At 66.0% G+C, this 18,145-nt stretch carries 17 protein-coding genes, 4 pseudogenes and 1 other annotated feature; of the genes and pseudogenes, 6 read left to right on the forward strand and 15 right to left on the reverse strand.

Annotation, left to right across the window (positions count from 1 at the left end; genetic code table 11):
• Positions 1–1,233: hypothetical protein (locus CJ301_RS18845; RefSeq protein WP_216823316.1), on the forward strand; the 1,233-nt coding region annotated here is incomplete at its 5' end.
• A 23-nt stretch (positions 1,234–1,256) separates the two neighbouring features.
• Here CJ301_RS18845 and CJ301_RS16180 read toward each other — a convergent pair.
• From CJ301_RS16180 to CJ301_RS19275, 6 genes and pseudogenes are all read right to left on the reverse strand, one after another.
• A pseudogene (locus CJ301_RS16180) lies at positions 1,257–1,403 on the reverse strand (IS3 family transposase); the annotation flags it as partial.
• Between the two features lie 57 nt (positions 1,404–1,460).
• On the reverse strand, positions 1,461–3,116 hold the full coding sequence (tnpC, locus tag CJ301_RS16185; protein WP_099278405.1) for an IS66 family transposase: 1,656 nt from the start codon (positions 3,114–3,116) through the stop codon (positions 1,461–1,463).
• Between the two features lie 52 nt (positions 3,117–3,168).
• Positions 3,169–3,522, reverse strand: a complete 354-nt coding sequence (gene tnpB, locus CJ301_RS18850) for an IS66 family insertion sequence element accessory protein TnpB (RefSeq protein WP_162620581.1) — start codon at positions 3,520–3,522, stop codon at positions 3,169–3,171.
• A complete protein-coding gene (gene tnpA, locus CJ301_RS16190) occupies positions 3,519–3,941 on the reverse strand; it encodes an IS66-like element accessory protein TnpA (protein ID WP_254050179.1) in 423 nt (140 codons plus the stop codon). Before tnpA ends, tnpB begins: the two co-directional genes overlap by 4 nt.
• A 70-nt stretch (positions 3,942–4,011) precedes the next feature.
• A pseudogene (locus tag CJ301_RS16195) lies at positions 4,012–4,578 on the reverse strand (transposase); the annotation flags it as partial.
• Positions 4,144–4,257 (reverse strand) — a sequence feature (AL1L pseudoknot). Its footprint overlaps the pseudogene before it by 114 nt.
• 77 nt (positions 4,579–4,655) lie before the next feature.
• The gene (locus CJ301_RS19275; protein WP_099278406.1) at positions 4,656–4,901 is read right to left on the reverse strand and encodes a helix-turn-helix domain-containing protein; all 246 of its coding nucleotides are present in this window, start codon (positions 4,899–4,901) and stop codon (positions 4,656–4,658) included.
• A 157-nt stretch (positions 4,902–5,058) separates the two neighbouring features.
• On the opposite strand from CJ301_RS19275, the gene CJ301_RS16205 reads away from it, so the two are divergent.
• The 4 genes and pseudogenes from CJ301_RS16205 to CJ301_RS19410 all read left to right on the forward strand — a co-directional run.
• On the forward strand, positions 5,059–6,375 hold the full coding sequence (locus CJ301_RS16205; RefSeq protein ID WP_099278407.1) for a DUF6035 family protein: 1,317 nt from the start codon (positions 5,059–5,061) through the stop codon (positions 6,373–6,375).
• A 197-nt stretch (positions 6,376–6,572) separates the two neighbouring features.
• Positions 6,573–8,906 (forward strand): AAA family ATPase, encoded by a 2,334-nt coding sequence (locus tag CJ301_RS16210; protein WP_162620582.1) that lies wholly within the window; start codon positions 6,573–6,575, stop codon positions 8,904–8,906.
• Between the two features lie 501 nt (positions 8,907–9,407).
• On the forward strand, positions 9,408–9,863 hold the full coding sequence (locus CJ301_RS16215) for a hypothetical protein (protein WP_099278409.1): 456 nt from the start codon (positions 9,408–9,410) through the stop codon (positions 9,861–9,863).
• Positions 9,864–9,900: 37 nt separating this feature from the next.
• Positions 9,901–10,242, forward strand: a pseudogene (locus CJ301_RS19410) (relaxase/mobilization nuclease domain-containing protein); the annotation flags it as partial.
• A 234-nt stretch (positions 10,243–10,476) separates the two neighbouring features.
• Here CJ301_RS19410 and CJ301_RS16220 read toward each other — a convergent pair.
• Positions 10,477–10,689 carry a hypothetical protein gene (locus CJ301_RS16220; RefSeq protein WP_099278410.1) on the reverse strand — a complete coding sequence of 71 codons (213 nt, stop codon included), beginning with the start codon at positions 10,687–10,689 and terminating at the stop codon, positions 10,477–10,479.
• On the opposite strand from CJ301_RS16220, the gene CJ301_RS16225 reads away from it, so the two are divergent.
• Positions 10,673–10,999, forward strand: a complete 327-nt coding sequence (locus tag CJ301_RS16225; protein WP_099278411.1) for a hypothetical protein — start codon at positions 10,673–10,675, stop codon at positions 10,997–10,999. The two genes, CJ301_RS16220 and CJ301_RS16225, sit on opposite strands and share 17 nt — an antisense overlap.
• A gap of 372 nt (positions 11,000–11,371) precedes the next feature.
• On the opposite strand, the pseudogene CJ301_RS19340 reads toward CJ301_RS16225, so the two are convergent.
• The 8 genes and pseudogenes from CJ301_RS19340 to CJ301_RS16255 all read right to left on the reverse strand — a co-directional run.
• A pseudogene (locus CJ301_RS19340) lies at positions 11,372–11,602 on the reverse strand (Gfo/Idh/MocA family oxidoreductase); the annotation flags it as partial.
• A gap of 67 nt (positions 11,603–11,669) precedes the next feature.
• Complete coding sequence (locus tag CJ301_RS18855; protein ID WP_162620583.1) at positions 11,670–11,918, reverse strand: hypothetical protein; 249 nt, start codon at positions 11,916–11,918, stop codon at positions 11,670–11,672.
• Positions 11,908–13,023 carry a Gfo/Idh/MocA family protein gene (locus CJ301_RS16230; protein WP_216823317.1) on the reverse strand — a complete coding sequence of 372 codons (1,116 nt, stop codon included), beginning with the start codon at positions 13,021–13,023 and terminating at the stop codon, positions 11,908–11,910. Before CJ301_RS16230 ends, CJ301_RS18855 begins: the two co-directional genes overlap by 11 nt.
• Positions 13,020–14,084, reverse strand: a complete 1,065-nt coding sequence (locus CJ301_RS16235) for a sugar phosphate isomerase/epimerase family protein (RefSeq protein ID WP_216823318.1) — start codon at positions 14,082–14,084, stop codon at positions 13,020–13,022. Before CJ301_RS16235 ends, CJ301_RS16230 begins: the two co-directional genes overlap by 4 nt.
• Positions 14,085–14,109: 25 nt before the next feature.
• Positions 14,110–14,418, reverse strand: a complete 309-nt coding sequence (locus tag CJ301_RS16240) for a putative quinol monooxygenase (RefSeq protein ID WP_099278412.1) — start codon at positions 14,416–14,418, stop codon at positions 14,110–14,112.
• A gap of 3 nt (positions 14,419–14,421) precedes the next feature.
• Positions 14,422–15,393 carry an ABC transporter permease gene (locus CJ301_RS16245; protein ID WP_099278413.1) on the reverse strand — a complete coding sequence of 324 codons (972 nt, stop codon included), beginning with the start codon at positions 15,391–15,393 and terminating at the stop codon, positions 14,422–14,424.
• On the reverse strand, positions 15,377–16,978 hold the full coding sequence (locus tag CJ301_RS16250) for a sugar ABC transporter ATP-binding protein (protein ID WP_099278414.1): 1,602 nt from the start codon (positions 16,976–16,978) through the stop codon (positions 15,377–15,379). The genes CJ301_RS16245 and CJ301_RS16250 overlap by 17 nt, the downstream gene beginning before the upstream one ends.
• Positions 16,957–18,126 (reverse strand): Gfo/Idh/MocA family protein, encoded by a 1,170-nt coding sequence (locus CJ301_RS16255; protein WP_099278415.1) that lies wholly within the window; start codon positions 18,124–18,126, stop codon positions 16,957–16,959. Before CJ301_RS16255 ends, CJ301_RS16250 begins: the two co-directional genes overlap by 22 nt.
• Between the last annotated feature and the right edge of the window lie 19 nt (positions 18,127–18,145).

Consider the following 18,145-nt stretch of genomic DNA (forward strand, 5'->3'; position numbering starts at 1 on the left):
GTGATCCGCCGCCGCGCCCGCCGCCTCGCCGCGACCATGGACCGCCCCGAACGGCCCGGCGCGCGCGCCGCACTCGGCGCCCCCGCCCGCGCCGACTGGCCGCGCGACGCCCCCGAGCGCCCCGCCCGTCTCGTTCGCATCGGCCCGGCCGAGGCGCTGTCGATGCCGAGAGACAGCGGTCTGGTGCAGCTCGATCTCGGCTTCGACCTCGCGCAGCTGCCTGCCGCCGACCTGCCCCTTGCCGGTCTGCTGGCCGAGGCGCTGCGCCACGCCGCGCCCCCCGGCATCACCGCCGAGACCCGCGCCGCCCCGCGCCCGGATGGCGGCGTGGCCGCCCGGCTCTGGCTGCGCGGCACCGCGCCGGTGGCCGAGGCGCGCGAACTGGTCGCCGCACTGCTCGCGCGCGGCACCACCCCCCTGCCCGACCCGGCACCGCTGGCGGCGTCCCGCGCCGCCCGCCATCATGCGCACCTCACCGGGCAGGGCCACGAGGCCGCCGACCTGATGCTGCGCGCCCAGATGGGGGCCGCGGGCGCGACCGAGGCCGCGCTCACAGCCCCCGCCAGGGCCGACGCCGCCCGCCTCGCCGCGCTGCGCGACCGGCTGCTCGGCACGCGCCCCTTCTGCGCGCTCTCCGGTCCCGCCGCGACGCTGGACGCACTGCACGACGCGCTGGCCCGAACCGTCGCCGAAGGCGCCCCGCCAAGCCCGGCACGGCCGGCGCCCCCCTGCTTAGGACCCGTCCGCCTCGCGCTGCCGGTCGCCGCGGCGACGGTGGCGCGCGGCCTCGATCTCGGCCCGCAGCCGGGCAGCGTGGCGGCGGCGGCGCAGCGCCTCGCTACTGGTTGGCTCTGGCCGCATGTCCGCGACCGGATCGGCGCCTATGGCGCGCAGGCCCGGCTCGACCCGGTGACCGGTCATCTGCGGCTGATCTCGATCCGCGACCCGGGCATTCAGGCCACGCTCGCGGTCTTTGCCGAGGCCCCTGACTGGCTCGACCGCGCCGAGGGGATCGAGCGCGGGATTGTCCCGGCTCTGGCTATGCTCGACCGGCCTCTGCTCTGGCGCGAGGAGCTCATAAGCCACGCTATGGCGCATCTGGCCGGCGACATCGCCGGCCCCCGCCGCCGGGCCGAGCTGATCGCGGCCGGCGCACGTGCCCTGCCAGACCTAGCGGCGGCGATGCGCGCCGCGGCCCATCAGCCGCATCTGGTGGTGATCGCGCCGGGTTGAGCCGCTATATCAGCGGCAATGGCCGATCGGGTTGTCTTGATCGGCTTACCGCGAATGACGCCCTGGAGCCCCATGGACCTCATCAGTCGCGCCACCGTGCAGCGCGCCACGTCGAAACCCTCCCGCTCCAGCTGGCGCCACACCTTGCGGACGCCGTAAACGCGGAAGTTGGGTAAGCGGTGGTTTCTCCCCATAGCCCAAGCCCGGATCGGCCGCTCGTTCGCAGTTTAAGCCGCAGCTTTGACTGCGGTCTTGGGGAAGACCCACGGCAGGAGGTCGTCGATGCGCGCGTGGGGATGGCCGGTAGCAATGGCCTCGAGAGTGGTGCGCATATAGGCGAAGGGCTCGACACCGTTCATCTTGCAGGTGGCGATAAGAGAGGCGATCCGGGCCCAGTTCTGTGCGCCTTCATCGTGGCCGGCGAAGAGGGCGTTCTTCCGGTTCAGGGCCAGCGGACGGATCTGGTTTTCGACGAGATTGCTGTCCATTTCGACCCGGCCGTCGTCGGCGAAGAGGATCAGCCCGTCCCAGCGGGTCAGGATGTAGGCGATAGCCTTTCCCATCTCGGATTTGCGTGACAACCGTGCCGCTTGGGCGCGGAGCCATGCCTTGAGGTCGTCGAGCAATGGCACGGATCGATCCTGCCGCTCGGTGCGGCGCCGTTCGGGACCCTGACCGCGGATGTTTTTCTCGATGCCATAGAGCGCGGCGATACGCTTGAGCGTCTCTTCGGCGATCGGCGATCCCGCCTTTGGCGTCGCCTTGATGATCTCGCGTCGAGCATGAGCCCAACAGTATGCCAGCCGCAGCGGAGCACCATGCTCGCGCCTGTCGTCGGCCAGCCGGTTGTAGCCCCCATAGGCATCGACCTGAAGGATACCCTCGAACCCTTTCAGCATCCGTTCCGCATGAGCACCACCCCGCCCCGGGGCATAGGCGAAGACCACCCCGGGCGGATCGTCACCGTCCCAAGGCCGATCGTCCCGCAGCATCGCCCAGATGTAGCCGGTCTTCGTCCTGCCGCGACCGGGGTCGAGCACCGGCGCGGTGGTCTCGTCCATGAACAGCTTGCTGGACCGCTTCAGCAGTTGGGCCATCCGGTCTACTACGGGGGCAAGATGGAACGCGGCCCGGCCCACCCAGTCGGCCAATGTCGAGCGATCGATGGAAAGCCCGTGCCGAGCCATCCCCTGGGCCTGGCGATACAGGGGGAGATGCTCAGAATACTTGGAGACGAGCACATGGGCGATGGTGGCCTCGGTAGGCAGACCGCCCTCGATCAGCGCCGGTGGCGCCTTCTGCTGGACAACACCGGCTCGGCCTTTCGGACAGGCATAACGCGGACGCACCGTAACGAGAACGCGGAACTGGGCAGGTGTGATGTCGAGGCGTTCCGAGCGATCTTCGCCAATCCGGACCATGTCGCCGCAGCCGCAGGGACATGCCAAGTTCTCAGGCTCGATCACCCGCTCCTCGCGTGGGAGCTCCTTCGGGAGGGCCCGGGACATGCGGGCCTTACGGACGGGCTGTGATTGGCTACGGGCCGCAGCCGCCGTATCGTATTCCTCCTGCGCCTCGGCAATCGCGGTCTCGAGGTCTTCGAAGGCCAGCTCAAGTTGGTCGGGGTTCAGCTTTTCTGACCGAGGGCCGAACCGAGCCCGCTTCATCTCATTGGCCAGATGCTCGAGCCGGGCGTTCAGCGCCGCCAGCTCGGCATTACTCTTGCGCAGATCGGACACGCTGGCACGCAGGTCCGCGTTCTCGGCGTCCAAGTGCAGGCGCGCGGCCCGCTCCGCGGCAAGCGCTTCGATCTGTGCTTCGACCGCTGTTCGCAGTTCGGCGGGAAGGCTTTCGAGGAGGTTCGGATCGAGGGGCAACGACATGGCTAACCATACCTCGTTCCGGTCCGATCACCCAGTAAAATATAGCACTTTCTTATTCGGCCACCGTTGGTGCCGACACCCGGCGGGCCATCACCCGTCTCCAATCCAGACCTTCAAAGAGCGTCTCGAACTGCGCCCGCGACAGGCGCATGACCCCGTCCTGAACCTTCGGCCAGGTGAAGCTCCCGGCCTCGAGGCGCTTGTAGATCAGGACCAACCCAGTCCCGTCCCAGACCAGCACCTTGATCCGGTCGCCGCGCTTGGAGCGGAACACCACCGTCAGCCCCGAATGGGGGTCGAGGCCCAACTCGTTTTGGATGGTGGCGGCGAGACCGTCGTGCCCACGGCGGAAGTCGACCGGACGCATGGCGATCACGATCGGCAGGCGCTGACCCGGCAGGATCATGACCGAGCCTCGCGCAGCGCCGTCGCGATCTCGGCGATCCGCATTGCCGGCGTGGAAGGCGCCAGCCGGATCACTACACCCCCGCCGGCCTCGATCTCGATCCGCTTGAAGGGCGCCGCCTCTGGTTCGGGCGTGGGCCAAAGGGAGGCGGCTTCAGACCCAGGCTCGTCCAGCATCAGCGGCACGAAGGCTGGCGGGGCCGCAACCGGGGCCGAACCGAGCTTGCCCTCGCGATGCAGGCGTCGCCAGGTCGTTACCTGCGACGGCATTAGCCGATGCTGCCGAGCCACCTCGCTGACCATCGCCCCGGGTGCATAGCTCTCCGCTACAATCCGCAGCTTCGCGTCCGTAGGCCACGTCCGACGCCCGGCGGCGCGATCCTCCAGAACCTCATAGCGCCCCGCAAACCCGTTCGACATCGCACTCTCCTGATCCACATCCCAAGGATAGGACGGAGCGCGCAGCAGGGACGAGATCAGAAGGGAATGGGCCGTAGGCCTCGCTTACGAAGTTGGCATCGAACACGCGTGCAATCTCGGGGCGCAGCTCTGCATCCCGCTTGTCACGCTCCGACCGCTGGGCCGGATCAGCCCGTTTCGCTACGTGGTCATAGTAGGTGGACGGGGCGATCGGCAGCACCTTGCAGATCGGCTCGACCCCGTGTTCTGGGCGATGTTCGTCGATAAAGGCGACCATCATTTCGACCGGCGGTCGAGCTCCGCCTGCGCAAAGTCGATCATGTCACGCCACCGGTTCGAGTGGCGTGATCGACGCTGAGGCCTTCCGCAGGATCTCGTTGGCTTGGCGCAACTCGCGGTTCTCCCGCTCCAGCGCCTTCATCTTCTCGGCGGCCTCAGCCAGTATGCCCGCTCGCTGGCCGCTGTCGATCTCTGCCCTCTTGATCCACTCGTTCAGCGTCTGCGGCGCGCAGCCAATCTTGGCCGAAATCGACAGGATAGCCGCCCAGCGGGACTCATGCTGCCCTTCGTTGCCCAGAACCATGCGAACCGCACGCTCGCGCACTTCAGGCGCATACTTGTTCGTCGTCTTGCTCATGCTCCACCTTACTCAGGAGTTGGAGCCTCCGACAAACCCGGGGCGGTTCAGTATTCCAAGATCGCCGGTAGCAACTTTTACTGCTGCATCTTGAGGCGAACCCCTTCGCCTGCCTCACTAGTAGTAGGCAGAAATTCGATACCAGCCTTTTCTAGGGCCTCCTTCACTGCAGTGACAATCCTAACGGAAGACCTTGTTGGGCCGAACTGTGGGTTCTCGATCCGTTGAATAGTGGGAAGGGATACTCCTGACAGCTCTGCCAGTTGTCGTTGATCCATATGCAGAAAGAGGCGGGCTGCTTTCACCTGCTCAATACTTATCACGTTCTAAACCTACTTTACTATGTTTCATACTTTACTTCACCCATCAGCACTCCTATGTATGAAACATAACGAAAGAGGTTCGCCAGTGCAAACACCGTAGCGCCTATGGGTGGCTTCGGGTGAGCCTCTGCGGCCTGCTGAAACTTAGGAGTTTGCCATGCTGACCCCTCTCCCCACTGCTGTTCCCCGCCTCCTCGATGTCGTCCTCGATTGCCGCCGCTATCCGGATGGCGACATGGCCTACGCCGCCTCCCTGCTCGACTCGCTGGATGCATCCGAGCTGGCGCAGCTGCGCCGGACCACGACCCTGTCGCATGTGGCCCGGGCACCGGCGTTCCGCTGCGTGTCCTGCAATGGCCCGCTGCTCGTACGGACCGACAGCGTCCGGTCGTGCCGTGAGCTGGGCGGCCGCCGCGCCCGGTTCTACCATGCCCGGAACAGCCGCGCCGTCGGCTGCCTGTTTAATACCGAGGAAGGCATGACGCCTGATGCGATCAACGCCCGCCAGTTCGAAGGGCGCCAGGAGGGGGTGCGACACGAAGCGCTTAAAAAGGGATTGGTTGACGCCCTGTACAGGGACGTGGAGGTCATCTCTGTCGCAGCCGAGCAGCCCGTGATCGCCGATCGGCGGTTTCGCCGTCCCGACGTGCTGGCCATGCTGGCCTCCGGCGACCGCATCGCGTTCGAAGTTCAGCTCGCCTCGCCGCAGATGGCAACGATCGTCGGCAGGGCGCAGTTCTATGCAGACGCCCGCGTCGCCCTGCTGTGGGTCATGGACAAGACGCAGCTGGACGCCTCGCTGCCCCTGCAGGGCTTCCAAGACGTCTACTGGCCGCAGGGCGGGGCGGTTTTCGCCATCGACGACGAGGCTCTGGCCGAGAGCAAGTGCGCCGGCGCGCTGCGGCTGCACCAGGTGACGGTAACTCAGATCGACAACCGGCTGGAGTGGAGCAGCGAACTGGTCGGACTCGATGCCGTGCGAACATTCCTCGGTCTCGACGTGCCGGATCGGCACCCGAGCATCGCGGTGGATCCGCTGGCCCGCGTCATGCTCGATGCCTTGGCCCGGGGTGACAGCCGCGCTGCCGGTGCCGCGTTCACCCTCTTGGTGCAGAGCTGCGGTGCGGACTTGAGCTGGCACGACGCGCAGCAGGATGGGTTTGATCGCATCGTACCGGTGCTGGTCACGCTGCTCACCGGCCGCAAGGCGGCGCCCTCGGGCTATGCCAATGATGCGGCTGCGGCGATCCTGAACTCGGCCCTTGAGGCGCCGAGCCTGCGCGACTGGAGCCGGGTCGTCGCCGTGGTGGGCAACTCGACCGTCGAGGCGGCAGGTCGGATGGCGCGCCGGAGCACATGGAGCAAGGTCTCGCGGAATCTGCGAGTCATCGGCCGGGCTCCACAGCGCGCCGACGCCCTCGAGCAGCGTTGGCGCCCCGTCCTCCGGCGCCTGTTTCCCCAACTGCCAGACTGACACCGGTCGCAAGGATCTGCCTCCCCCGCAGAGAGGTAGCTGACCCTACACACTGACCGCCCACCCGATCTCTCCCCTCCGCAAACACCACTCCTGATGCCCCGCGGCATCGGGCCGACCCCCTGCATCCTCCACACATGACGAGGTCTTCCATGTCCCTGATGCCCTGCCCTGCCTCCAACGTCTGCACTGCCCCTATGACCCTGCTCATCTCAGCTGATGTCGCCTCCCACCTCGACAGCCATTGCCATGCTACCGGCGGCGTGCTGCTCTTCGATTGGCTGATGGCGCGCAAAGCGGCCGAGGCGCATGCCGCTGCCCTTGAAGACTGGCATCGTGCCGATAACGCCGCGCATCGTCAGTACCGGAAAACCATGGGAGCGTACGACGAAGCCGTCGAGGCGATCTTTGGCGGTCCGGTTAACCTTCCGGAGATCGAGGATCCCGGCCCGGCCCCGGTCGCGCCGCAGGAAGAGGTGCCGTTCGGCCCGCCCTGCCCCGCCGCCATCGGTCGCAGCCCGACAGAGGTCGCCGAGGCCGCCGCCTGCGGCATCGACCTCTACGCGGTCATGCAGACGCATAGGACGCAGGTGCCCCCGTATCCTCCCGCCGCACTCGAGGATCTGATCGACCTGCTGCCGCTCTGCGTAGCGTTGGCGCGAGAGAACCACATTGCGCAGTTGTTTGCGCCATCGGCCGTGACGATCATCGAGACCGACCACGGTCCTGCCAGTGTGAAAACGGAAACGGCCTTAAAGGAGCTGGTCCGGCTGATCCGCACGGCCCCAGAAGAACAAATCGCCCTGCTCGGCGCGGTGATGCACGCGAACCTGCCGACCGCGATCCCGTCTCTCGGATCGCTGATCTACGACAGCGGTGAAGTTCTGCGGCATCGCCGCACCAATCGACCACAGGACGCGCTGCCCGAGCTGCGCCGGCAGGAGCCACTGGTCGTTCTGGTCGAAAGCCGCAATCAACTCAGCCCGCAGCTGCAGGCGCTCGGTCTGCCCATCGTAGCGCTGCCTCCGCTCGACGCTGATCTGCTGCTGGCAATGCTGCGACGCTGGTGCAGCGCGACTGGCTACCTGCATGAGGCGGAGATCCGTAGGCGGCTGCCCACCCCCGCAGCGCTTGCGGCGACCTCTCCCGACGGGCTGGTCTATGCGCTACGCCAATCGACGACCCTCGCGGTCGCAGAGACGCTGGGGCGTCAGGCCGAGCGCATGCAGCGGGACCAGGGCGGCACCGGACCATGCCTGGGGGAACTGCACCTGCCGCAGGCCGTGCATGATCCGCTCGCCCAGCTCGCAGTTGACCTTGAGGCTTGGCGCATTGGCGATCTGCCGTGGACGGACATCGAGACCGGGTGGCTGATCTGGGGACCGCCCGGCACCGGCAAGACCATGCTCGCAGCAGCGTTGGCCCGGACCGCCGGTGTGCCGCTGGTTGCCGCCTCCTATGCGCAGTGGCAGGCGGCAGGGCACCTCGGGGAAATGCAGCGGGCAGCCCGGGAGACGTTCGAAGAGGCGCGGCGGATGCCGAACGGCTGCATCCTGTTCATCGACGAAGTCGACGCGATCGGCAATCGCAGTGCGGGGGGCAGCGATCGCGGCGCTGCTTACGAGAACAAGGTCGTCGCAACGATGCTGGAACTGATCGACGGCACGTCCGGCCGCGAAGGCGTAATCGTGCTCGGCGCTACCAACCTGCCCGAACTCGTCGATCCCGCCCTGCGCCGTCCGGGCCGACTCGGGCGCATCCTGGAACTGCCGCTGCCGCGCCCGGTCCAGATCGCGGGCATGCTGCGCCATCATCTGGGTCGCGATCTGTCCGGCCTCGACCTGATGCCGCTCGCCCGACAGGCGGCGGGGCTTTCGGCAGCCGACATCGCCGCGCTCATCCGGCAGGCCCGGGCCACGGCGCGGGCGGCCCGACGAGCGATCGATGGCATGGATCTCCAGCGCGCGCTCGACGGTCTGCGGCCGCGGGGCTGTGCGGCGCATCGTGAGCGCATCGCGATCCACGAGGCGGGACATGCGCTAGCGCACCATCTGCTTGGGATCACTCGCCCCATGGCGATGCGGCTGACGCTCACTGGCGGCATGGTCGAGGTCGAGACGCTGGTCGAGCCGCAGACGCTGGCTCAGTTCGAGGTGCGACTGCAGACGCTGCTCGCCGGACGCGCCGCCGAGCGGCTGCTGCTCGGCAACGTTTCGGCAGGCGCGGGTGGCGGAGAGGGCAGCGACCTGGCCATGGCCACGGAGACCGCGCTCCGGATCGAAACCGTGTTCGGCCTAGGCGGCCAAGGACCGCTCTGGATCCCGGGATCGGCTCAGCATCTCACCCTCGACCGCGCCCTCGCAGCTCAGGTCCGGGAGCGGCTGGAGGCGGCCGAGACAGCGGCAGGCCACCTGCTCAAACTGCATCTCGAAACGCTGCAGAGGCTCGCCCATCGGTTGTTGGTCGAGGAGGAGATCGAGGGCGAGGCGTTGCTAGCGCTGCTCGGAGAGCCTGTCGAACTAAGGCCCTGACGTTCGGCTTTTTGCGGAAAACTTATACGGCCTGGGCGTTTCGTCCGGGCCTTTTCTCTTTGTAGATGGCTGCCCGCCGTACGAGTGGCAGCCTTCGGCAGGGCGGCGAATGCCCCAACCATCGGCCGGGGTGTTTCCATAGTAGAAGACAGTGCCCTGAGTGTTTCCCACGACTGGACAGGGCCCACTCCCTAGGTCCTTATAACCCCCCGCCGACGGACCAGGCGGAGAAAATCTCGGCATCAAGATTGAAATACGATGCCAAGGAAACTGGGCGCCCTGTCGCTCCGATCCGGGGGGACGTTCGGTCGCGGCATGCTGCCAAGACGATTCAGGTGCCGTCGCTCCGATCCAAAGGGCGTCGAACGGAATCCGACAATCCACAGGTTTCGCGTGTCGCATGGCCGATACCCTCTCCTGCACGCAGAGGGCGACCTCTATGATGCAGACTATATCGATGAGCCCAGTGGGCGATCGACGGTGGAGGGCAGGAGGTGAGCCATGGCTGACGAAACAAGTGCGAACGTTACGACAGGGTCAGATGACACCAAGCAGGACGTAATCTCGTCCATCGTGTTCGAGGATCGCGACAATACTTGGGTGCCGCCGGGCGTCCTGCCGATCCTACCGGACGTCGGTCCGGACAGTGGGAAGAAAGAAGAAACGATCAAGGTTCGAGTATCGGCGAGGCGTCATCGGGCCATGACCGAGCGCGCGACAGCGGCCGGTTCAAATCTCTCGACCTACCTCGTGAACTGCGAGGCGGCGATGAGCATGCCTCGGCACGATGACCTCGAAGTGCTTCTCGGGCGCATTCTCGCGCTCGCCAGCGATTTGCACCACCGCCCCGATGATCGCCTCCTCTCCCGCCGCAAGACAATCGACCTCGCCCATCGGCTCGACGTCACCATGCAGGCGGTCATCGACCATGTGAGGCAATCCGATGCGAGCACATAACAGGGAGGTGGAGGATGCCCGGCAACTGACAGGCTATATGTACAAATCGGGAACCAAGCCTCTAGGTGGATCACTCTACTGGCGCGGCCGCGATGACTTGACCGAGCGCCTCGTCCGGTTAGGAGGCGATCGACCGTTCCTGCACATCACCCTCTCGCTGCCCGAGGGGACACGTGCGGCTGACAGCGTCGCATTGCGAATGATCGCAACCGAGCTGTCGCATCGTGGGATCGACCCGCATGCCATCCCGTGGGCAGCCGTTCGCCATACCGACCGGACCTGCGACCACTTCCATGTCGCCGTCGCGCAGGTCACGTTTCTTGGTCGACCGATCAACCTTAACCTGACGTACGCACAGTCGAATGCGAACGATCGCAAGCTGCGCGAAGCCTTCGGGCAGCCGCTCTTGCCAGAGTTTGACCCCGCAGCACCGCCCCGGCTCGTGCCGCACGTCCCGAAGCGACGCCAACGGGGGCCCGCGGCAGCGCGGCTCGTTGCCGTCCTGTCGGACCTATTCCGCCGACTGGTGCCTGACTCCCACCAAGCATTGATTGCCGGTCTGTCGGAGGCGGGCTACGATGCCAAGCTGAGCTCCAATTACCATCAGGTAATGTCATTCGAGGTCGATGGCCATGGCTTCGAGGGTCGGCTCGGCTTGCTCGGAGAGGCCTACTATCCCCGACAGCTCGAGCGGCGGTATCGGTTGGTAAAGCGTTTCCGTCTTTTGAGCAGCCTGCTCGACCTGCGCGACGCCATGCGGCAGCTGGCCCAATACGACACATCCCTTCCTCCAGAGAAAAGGCTCTCCCATGTCGAAGAACGACATCCCGCCCTCCCCGATCGAACCGCTGAAGCACGACAGCCTCATGCTGCAGAAGATGACCACGATAGATGGCAAGCTCGACGAACTGATGCCGCTGCTCGATCTGCTGGAGACGGAAACCGACCCGAGTGGACACGGGATGCTGATTCGCGTCCATACGGTCCTGCGGGACGTACAGGAAGAGTTGCGGGTGATCCGGACAGACCGCGACGAACTGAAGGCCAGCATGGAAGCGCAGAAAGAAGAGCTCCACCAAGTGGCACAGGCCATGCGGGAATTGGCCAAACTCTTGGGAGCCAAGATCAGCATCTGACCTTAGCCGAACGACTTCGACAACTCGCTCCAGTCATCCGGACGATGAAAGGTCAGCTGGTACGGGTCGAGCATCAGCCCGACGGAAGAATATTCGCTGTAATTCAGCTGCCCGGACAGGATGGCGTCGTCAAACTTGAAAGGCGCCTACTTGGAAAGCGGCTCGACGCGCCTCGTGTTAAAGGGGGCCGAGAGGCCGTCGAACAGCAAGGTGGAGCATTGATCGGGAACGCCTGTACGCCCGCGGAACCTCCCGATCCTGATATCGACTTCCCGACGGGGATCGAGCATCAGCCCACATGACGCCAACGAGGCACTTTTGCACCGCCTTTCTCGAACCGTCCTGCAGGCAAATTCGCGAAAGCCACCGGAGTCAGTTGCGGCTATCAAGCTTCACCTCCCGCCCCGCTTCAGCGCTGACCCATGCGGCATCCAGCACCGCGAGTACTGCCATGGCCTCCTCGGCGCTGACGGGCGGCTCCGTTCCGTCCCAAGCTGCGCGCGCGAACCCCTCGTAATGATCATGATAGCGTCCTTGCTCCGACGGGATCCGCTGCTCACCGGCTGCTGTCCACAGTGTGCCCCAGCGCGCCCTGTCCTCGAAGCCCCAACCGTCGGAATCTTCTGCCGGGTATCGGCCCGCGAAGACCGACTGCGACTACAGGTTCGGATCACGCCCATGCGCCTTCGGCCAGCTCCGCTGTGGCCTCACTCCCTGACGAATCGAAGCATCTCGACAAGCTTTCGGCCGCCAGCTCGGCAACCGAGTGCTGTCCTGCCTCCTCTTCGACGCCTTTGGTGATGCGATCGCGCAGTGTAGCATCAAGACGCGGCGTTCCGAGGCTGCTCCAGCGGAGTTCTTGGCAATCACCAAGATGAGCCAGATATTGACCAATTACACCCGCTTCGTCAGATATCATTAAGGCTAATCCACCGCGCGTTCGCCGTGCTGGAGGCGATGGCGGCGGTGACGAAGCGCATACCTTCAAGCCCGTCGGCCAGCCCGGGAAGCTCCTCCCGCGGCTCGCCTCGGATCACGGCCGCGAAGTCGCGGTACAACGTGGCGAAGGCTTCAAAATAGCCCTCGGGATGGCCTGGCGGGATACGGTGCCCGGCGTTGGAGATATCGGCCGCCGCGCTCGCCCTAGTAATCCGCTGCGCGGGCTGGCCGAAGGCGGTAAACCACAGCGTGTCGGCCTCCGCCTGCCGCCATTCGATCCCGCCCTTGTCGCCATAAAGCCGCAGCGCAATGCCGTTCTCGTTGCCTGGCGCCACCTGGCTGGCCCAGAGCATGCCGCGCGCCCCACCTTCGAAGCGCAGCATCATGTGGACGTTGTCGTCGAGCCTGCGGCCCGGCACGAAGGCGGCGAGGTCGGCGCTCAGCGCCTCAAGCTGCAGGCCGGAGACGAAGCGCATCAGGTTGTAGGCGTGGGTACCGATGTCGCCAATGCAGCCGCCGCCGCCCGCGCGGGCAGGATCCGTGCGCCACTCGGCCTGCTTGGTGTCGACTGCCTCGGTGAGCCAGTCCTGCACGTATTCTGCCTGCGCCACGCGGAGCTTGCCGAGCCGCCCTTCGGCGACCATCGCCCGGGCCACGCGGACCATCGGATAGCCGGTGTAGTTGTGGGTTAGCAGAAAGCGGGCGCCATTGTCTGGCTTTATCGCGGCGAGCGCCTCGGCATCCGCGAGGCTAGAGGTGAGCGGCTTGTCGCAGATCACGTGGATACCCGCCTCGAGGAACGCCTTGGCTGGGCCGAAATGCATGTGGTTCGGCGTCACGATCGCCACCGCCTCGATCCCGTCGGCGCGGGCCGCCTCGGTCTGGGCCATCGTCTCGAAGCTGTCATAGGCGCGGGCGGGCGCGATGCCGAATTCTGCTGCCGAGCGTCGCGCGACGTCGGCACGTGATGAAAGTGCGCCTGCCACCAGCTCGTATTCGCCGTCAAGCCGTGCCGCGACGCGATGGACATAGCCGATGAACGATCCCTCGCCGCCCCCGACCATGCCGAGCCTGATCTTGCTCATGCCGTGCCCTCCAGCCCGAGCATCGCGCGGTTGCGCGCGTCGTCCGTCGCCGCGCCCGCGAAATCGTCGAAGGCTTTGTCCGTCACGTCGATAATGTGGTGCGCGATGAAGGGCGCGCCCTGCGCCGCCCCCTGTTCGGGCGATTTCAGGCAGCATTCCCATTCGAGCACAGCCCAACTGTCGTAGCCATGCCGCGCCAGCTTCGAGAAGACGGCCCCGAAATCCACCTGTCCGTCGCCGAGGCTGCGGAAACGGCCGGCGCGGCTCAGCCACGGCTGATAGCCCGAGTAGACCCCCTGTCGCCCGTCGGGATTGAACTCGGCATCCTTCACGTGAAAGGCGCAGATGCGCTCGTGATAAAGGTCGATAAAGGCGAGATAATCCATCTGCTGCAACAGGAAGTGCGACGGGTCGTAGTTGATCCGCGCCCGCTCGTGGCCATCCAGCGCGTCGAGGAACATCTCGAAGGTGGCGCCGTCGAAGACGTCCTCGCCGGGATGCAGCTCGAAGCCGATGTCGATGCCTTGCGCATCATGGGCGTCGAGGATCGGTCGCCAGCGCCGCGCCAGCTCGGCAAAGGCCTCCTCGATCAGCCCGGCCGGGCGCTGCGGCCAAGGGTAGAGATAGGGAAAGGCCAGCGCCCCGGTAAAGCCGACCGTCGTGTCGAGCCCGAGGTTGCGCGCGGCGCGGGCGGCGAGCATCAGCTGCTCGACCGCCCAGGCTTGCCGCGCCGCGGGCTTGCCATGCGTTGCCTGCGGCGCGAAAGCGTCGAACGCGAGGTCGTAGGCCGGGTGGACCGCGACCAGCTGCCCCAGAAGATGGGTCGACAGCTCGGTAATCTCGACCCCTGCGTCGGCGCAAATGCCGCGCAGCTCGTCGCAGTAGGTTTGGCTCTCGGCTGCCAAGCCGAGATCGAACAGCCGCGCGTCTGTGCAAGGGATCTGCACGCCGCGATAGCCCAGCCCCGCCGCCCATCTGGTGATGTTCTCCAGCGTGTCGAACGGTGCCTCGTTGCCTGCGAATTGTGCCAGGAACAGCCCTGGCCCCTTCATCCTGCCCATGTCGATCCTCCCATTTCACCGCGGCTCAGCCGGCCATGTCGCTCAGCATCTCGAGGTGCCGGATCTCGACCGGGCGGGCGAGCAACTCGCCCTGCCGGTCGAAGAGCGGCTTGAGATGCGGCTTGGTCAGATGCGCGTCGAGATCCTGAAGCGTTGTCCAGTTCTCGTAGAACACGAAGACGCAAGGGTCCTTGGCATCGGCGTGGAAATCGTAGTTCAAGCAGCCCGCCTCGGCCCTCGTGGGTTCGACCTGCGCATGCAGGATCTCCTGCAGCTCGGCCCGGGTGTCGGGCTTCGCCACAACGGTTCCGATGATTGTGCAACCTGGCTTCATGGCTCAGTTCCTTTTCTGACTCAGCGCCACAGCGAGAATGATGATGCCGCCACGCGCGATCAGCTGCTGGCTGAACTCGAGGCCCATCAGGATCAGGCCGTTGTTGATCAGGCCGATCATCAGCGCGCCTACGATGGTACCGATGACGGTGCCGTAGCCGCCGAAGAGGCTGGTGCCGCCGAGTACCGCCGCAGCGATCACCGACAGCTCGTCGCCTTCGCCGAGCTGGAACCGCCCCGACTGCAACCGGCCCGCATAGAGCATTCCGGCAAGGGCCGCAGCCATCGAGGAGACCACGAGAACCCGGAACTTCACCGAGCTGGTGTCGATCCCCGAGTAGCGCGCCGCGGTCTCGCCGCCGCCGGTAGCGAGCACGCGCCGACCGAAGGTCGTCCGCTTGAGAACGAAATGGCCGACCGCGCCGAGCCCGAGCATCCACAAAAGCAGCACCGGCACGATGCCGATGGAGCCGCCGCCGAACAGCCACGAGTAGCCGGGGTTGATGATCGGCACGGCGGCGGTGCCGCTGATCCACATCGCAACGCCTTTGGCGATGCCCATCATTGCGAGCGTGGTCAGGAACGACGGAATGCCGATCCGGGTGGTCAGGAGCCCGTTGAAGACGCCGACCGCGATGCCTGTGGCCAGACCGGCGGCGACGCCGAAGAAGATGCCGCCCGCAGCGATCGCCATCGCCGCCGTGACCGAGGCGAGCCCCGCCACCGCGCCCACCGAGAGATCGATTTCCCCCGACGAGAGCACGAAGGTCATGGCGATCGCCATGACCGCGATCATCGCCGTCTGCCGCACGATGTTGAGCAGGTTGTTGGGGTTGAGGAACCCCTTGTCGTTCAGCGTCAGCGCGAAGATCGCGAAGATCACGGCAAAGCCGATATAGATGATGTATTGACGCCAGTTGGTCAGGCCGAAGCGGGCGGCGACCCCGGAAACGTGAATGCTATCGCTGGTGGACATGGCGCACTCCCTGATGCTTCAGGGCCTCCTGAATGTGAAATTGGAGTTTCTGCTCGGCCGCCTGGAGCCGGTGCATCGTATCGTCGGCCGGAAGATCCGGGTCGTCGAGGTCGTGGCGCGCGAAGCTGCTGACCGCACGGCCTTCGGACATCACCAGGATGCGGTCGCAGGCGGTCAGCAGCTCGCTAAGTTCGGAGGAGATCATCACGATGGCCTTGCCGGCCCGTGCCAGCTCGCGGACGAGCCGGATGATCTCGGACTTCGACCCAATGTCGATGCCCGCCGTGGGTTCGTCGAGCACGAGGATGTCGGGATCGGCGGCGAGCCACTTGCCGATCACCACCTTCTGCTGGTTGCCGCCCGAGAGCGTGCCAACCGCGTGATCGCGCGAGGCGGTCTTGATCGCGAGCCGTTCGATCTGGTGATCGGCCACCTCCTCGACGGCGCGGCGACTGACGACGCCGCTGGACGACACACGGTCGAGCACCGCCATCGACAGGTTGGCGGCGACCGAATGGGCGGCGATGATACCTTGGGTCGCGCGCGCCTCGGGCACCAGCGCGATGCGCGCGTCGATGGCATCGCGCGGGCTGCGGATCTCGATCGGCGTGCCCGCGACTCTGATCTCGCCCGCCGTGCAGGGCTCGATCCCCGCGATGACCCGGGCGAGCGATGAGCGGCCCGAACCGAGCAGCCCGGCCAGCCCCACGACTTCCCCGCGATGCACGGTCAGGCTGACATCACGCGGCTTGTGACGGCCCGAAACGCTGACCAGTTCCAAGAGCGGCTCGCCGATCTCGACCTGCTCGCGCGCGACATCCGACAGGCCGCGCGACCGCTTGCCGACGATGTGCTCAATCATCGTGTCGATCGGTAGCTCCGACAGCGGCGCGGTGATCACGTGTCGCCCATCGCGCAGGATCGTGGCGCGGTCGGCGATGCGGGCGATCTCGTCCATGCGGTGCGAGACGTAGATGATCGCCACGCCGCGATCCTTGAGCTTGCGCAAGAAGGTGAAGAGCCGCTCCACGTCCGACACCGACAGCGCCGTCGATGGTTCGTCGAGCACCAGCACCCGCGCTTCCTGGCTGATCGCCTTGACGATCTCGGTGAGCTGGCGCTGCCCGGCACCGAGATCGGCGACGAGCGCCCGGGGGTTAACGTCGACCTCGAGCATCTCGAACAACGCACGCGCCTTCTTTTCGGCGGTGCGGTCGTCGATCAGCCCGAGGCCGGTCTTGGTCTCGCGCGTGAGAAAAACGTTCTGCGCGACGGTCAGCGAGGGGACAAGGCTCATCTCCTGGAAGATCATCGCCACCCCCGCCTGCCGCGCCGCTTCCGGCGAGGGCTGGGTGATCCGCTGGCCGCAGATCTCGATCGTGCCGGCATCCGGCGCATGCACGCCGTTGAGCACTTTCAGGATCGTCGACTTGCCCGCGCCGTTGCCGCCCAGAAGCGCGTGGACCTCGCCGGCCTCGACCTCGAAGTCGACCCCGGCCAGCGCCCGCACACCGCCAAACTGCTTGGCAATGCCGCGCATCACCACCGCCTGCGGCGCGGCGGTCACGTCTTCACCTTGACCCATTGCTGCGTCTCCCCGGACTCGATCAGCGCATCGGCGACCAGCTCGGTCAGGTAGCCATCCGCGAAGTTGGGCGAGGGCTGCACCCCCGTGGCGATCGCCTTGAACAGATCATAGCACTCGACGATCTTGGTCTCCGAGTAGCCGATGCCCAGTGCCGGGATCGGCCAGAGCCCCTCGCCGTAAGGATGCGCCGGGCCGCTATAGACGGTGCGGAAGCCGCGCGCGTCGGCGGGGTCGCTATTGAACATGACGCGCAGCTCGTCGCGGCGCTCATAGTTGAACAGGATCGAGCCCTCGGTGCCGTGGATCTCGAAGGTGATGAAGTTGTTGCGGCCGTAGCCGTTGCGCGTGGCCTCGAGCGAGCCGATGGCTCCGTTCTCAAACTTCAGCAGCGACACGACCTCGTCGTCGACGTCGACCGTAGCACGCTCCGCATCGGCGTTCTTCTCGCTGGCGCCGAGCTTGTCCTGCCCCCCGGCCTGCACCGGCCGTGTCGTCACGTAGGTGGGCGTCATCGCGGTGACAGCCGAGATCGGCCCGACGAGGTAATGCGCCAGATCGACGACATGGGTGCCGATATCGCCGATGGCGCCGGACCCGGCGATCTTTTTCTGGAAGCGCCAAGAGAGCGGCCCGTCAGGATCGGCCGACCAGTCCTGCAGGTAAGTGCCACGGAAGTTGAGGATCTTTCCGATCCGGCCCTCTTCGATGTATTTCCGCGCCAGCGCCACAGCGGGAGTGCGGCGGTAGTTGAAGGCGACCATGTGGATCACGCCGGCCTTCTCGACCGCGTCGAGCATCTCCCGCGCTTCCTCGCCCCCGCGCGCCAGAGGCTTCTCACAGATGATGTGCTTGCCTGCCTTGGCCGCCGCGATGGCGATCTCGGCATGGACGTTGTTGGGGGTGCAGATGTCGACCACGTCGATATCGTCGCGGGTCACAACCGCGCGCCAGTCGGATGAGGCCTCGTCAAAGCCGAAGCGCTGGCGAGCGTCCTCGGCCAACTCGTCGGTGACGTCGACGACGACCTTGCGGTGCGGGATCGCCGGGGCGGGCCAGAAGAACATCGGCATTGATGCGTAGGCCATGGCATGGGCCTTGCCCATAAAACCGCCACCGATCATCGCCACATTGAGCGTCTTGGTCATGTGTCTAACTCCGGAAGAT

This window comes from Limimaricola cinnabarinus (genome assembly GCF_002723615.1).
Taxonomy (GTDB): Bacteria; Pseudomonadota; Alphaproteobacteria; order Rhodobacterales; family Rhodobacteraceae; genus Limimaricola; species Limimaricola cinnabarinus_B.

What these genes read in the sequence shown, in the direction of transcription:
- tnpC (WP_099278405.1), bottom strand. Translation starts at nt 3,116, where the DNA reads ATGTCGTTGCCCCTCGATCCGAACCTCCTCGAAAGCCTTCCCGCCGAA.
- tnpB (WP_162620581.1), bottom strand. Translation starts at nt 3,522, where the DNA reads ATGATCCTGCCGGGTCAGCGCCTGCCGATCGTGATCGCCATGCGTCCG.
- tnpA (WP_254050179.1), bottom strand. Translation starts at nt 3,941, where the DNA reads ATGTCGAACGGGTTTGCGGGGCGCTATGAGGTTCTGGAGGATCGCGCC.
- CJ301_RS16205 (WP_099278407.1), top strand. Translation starts at nt 5,059, where the DNA reads ATGCTGACCCCTCTCCCCACTGCTGTTCCCCGCCTCCTCGATGTCGTC.
- CJ301_RS16210 (WP_162620582.1), top strand. Translation starts at nt 6,573, where the DNA reads ATGACCCTGCTCATCTCAGCTGATGTCGCCTCCCACCTCGACAGCCAT.
- CJ301_RS16215 (WP_099278409.1), top strand. Translation starts at nt 9,408, where the DNA reads ATGGCTGACGAAACAAGTGCGAACGTTACGACAGGGTCAGATGACACC.
- CJ301_RS16225 (WP_099278411.1), top strand. Translation starts at nt 10,673, where the DNA reads ATGTCGAAGAACGACATCCCGCCCTCCCCGATCGAACCGCTGAAGCAC.
- CJ301_RS16220 (WP_099278410.1), bottom strand. Translation starts at nt 10,689, where the DNA reads ATGTCGTTCTTCGACATGGGAGAGCCTTTTCTCTGGAGGAAGGGATGT.
- CJ301_RS18855 (WP_162620583.1), bottom strand. Translation starts at nt 11,918, where the DNA reads ATGATATCTGACGAAGCGGGTGTAATTGGTCAATATCTGGCTCATCTT.
- CJ301_RS16230 (WP_216823317.1), bottom strand. Translation starts at nt 13,023, where the DNA reads ATGAGCAAGATCAGGCTCGGCATGGTCGGGGGCGGCGAGGGATCGTTC.
- CJ301_RS16235 (WP_216823318.1), bottom strand. Translation starts at nt 14,084, where the DNA reads ATGGGCAGGATGAAGGGGCCAGGGCTGTTCCTGGCACAATTCGCAGGC.
- CJ301_RS16240 (WP_099278412.1), bottom strand. Translation starts at nt 14,418, where the DNA reads ATGAAGCCAGGTTGCACAATCATCGGAACCGTTGTGGCGAAGCCCGAC.
- CJ301_RS16245 (WP_099278413.1), bottom strand. Translation starts at nt 15,393, where the DNA reads ATGTCCACCAGCGATAGCATTCACGTTTCCGGGGTCGCCGCCCGCTTC.
- CJ301_RS16250 (WP_099278414.1), bottom strand. Translation starts at nt 16,978, where the DNA reads ATGGGTCAAGGTGAAGACGTGACCGCCGCGCCGCAGGCGGTGGTGATG.
- CJ301_RS16255 (WP_099278415.1), bottom strand. Translation starts at nt 18,126, where the DNA reads ATGACCAAGACGCTCAATGTGGCGATGATCGGTGGCGGTTTTATGGGC.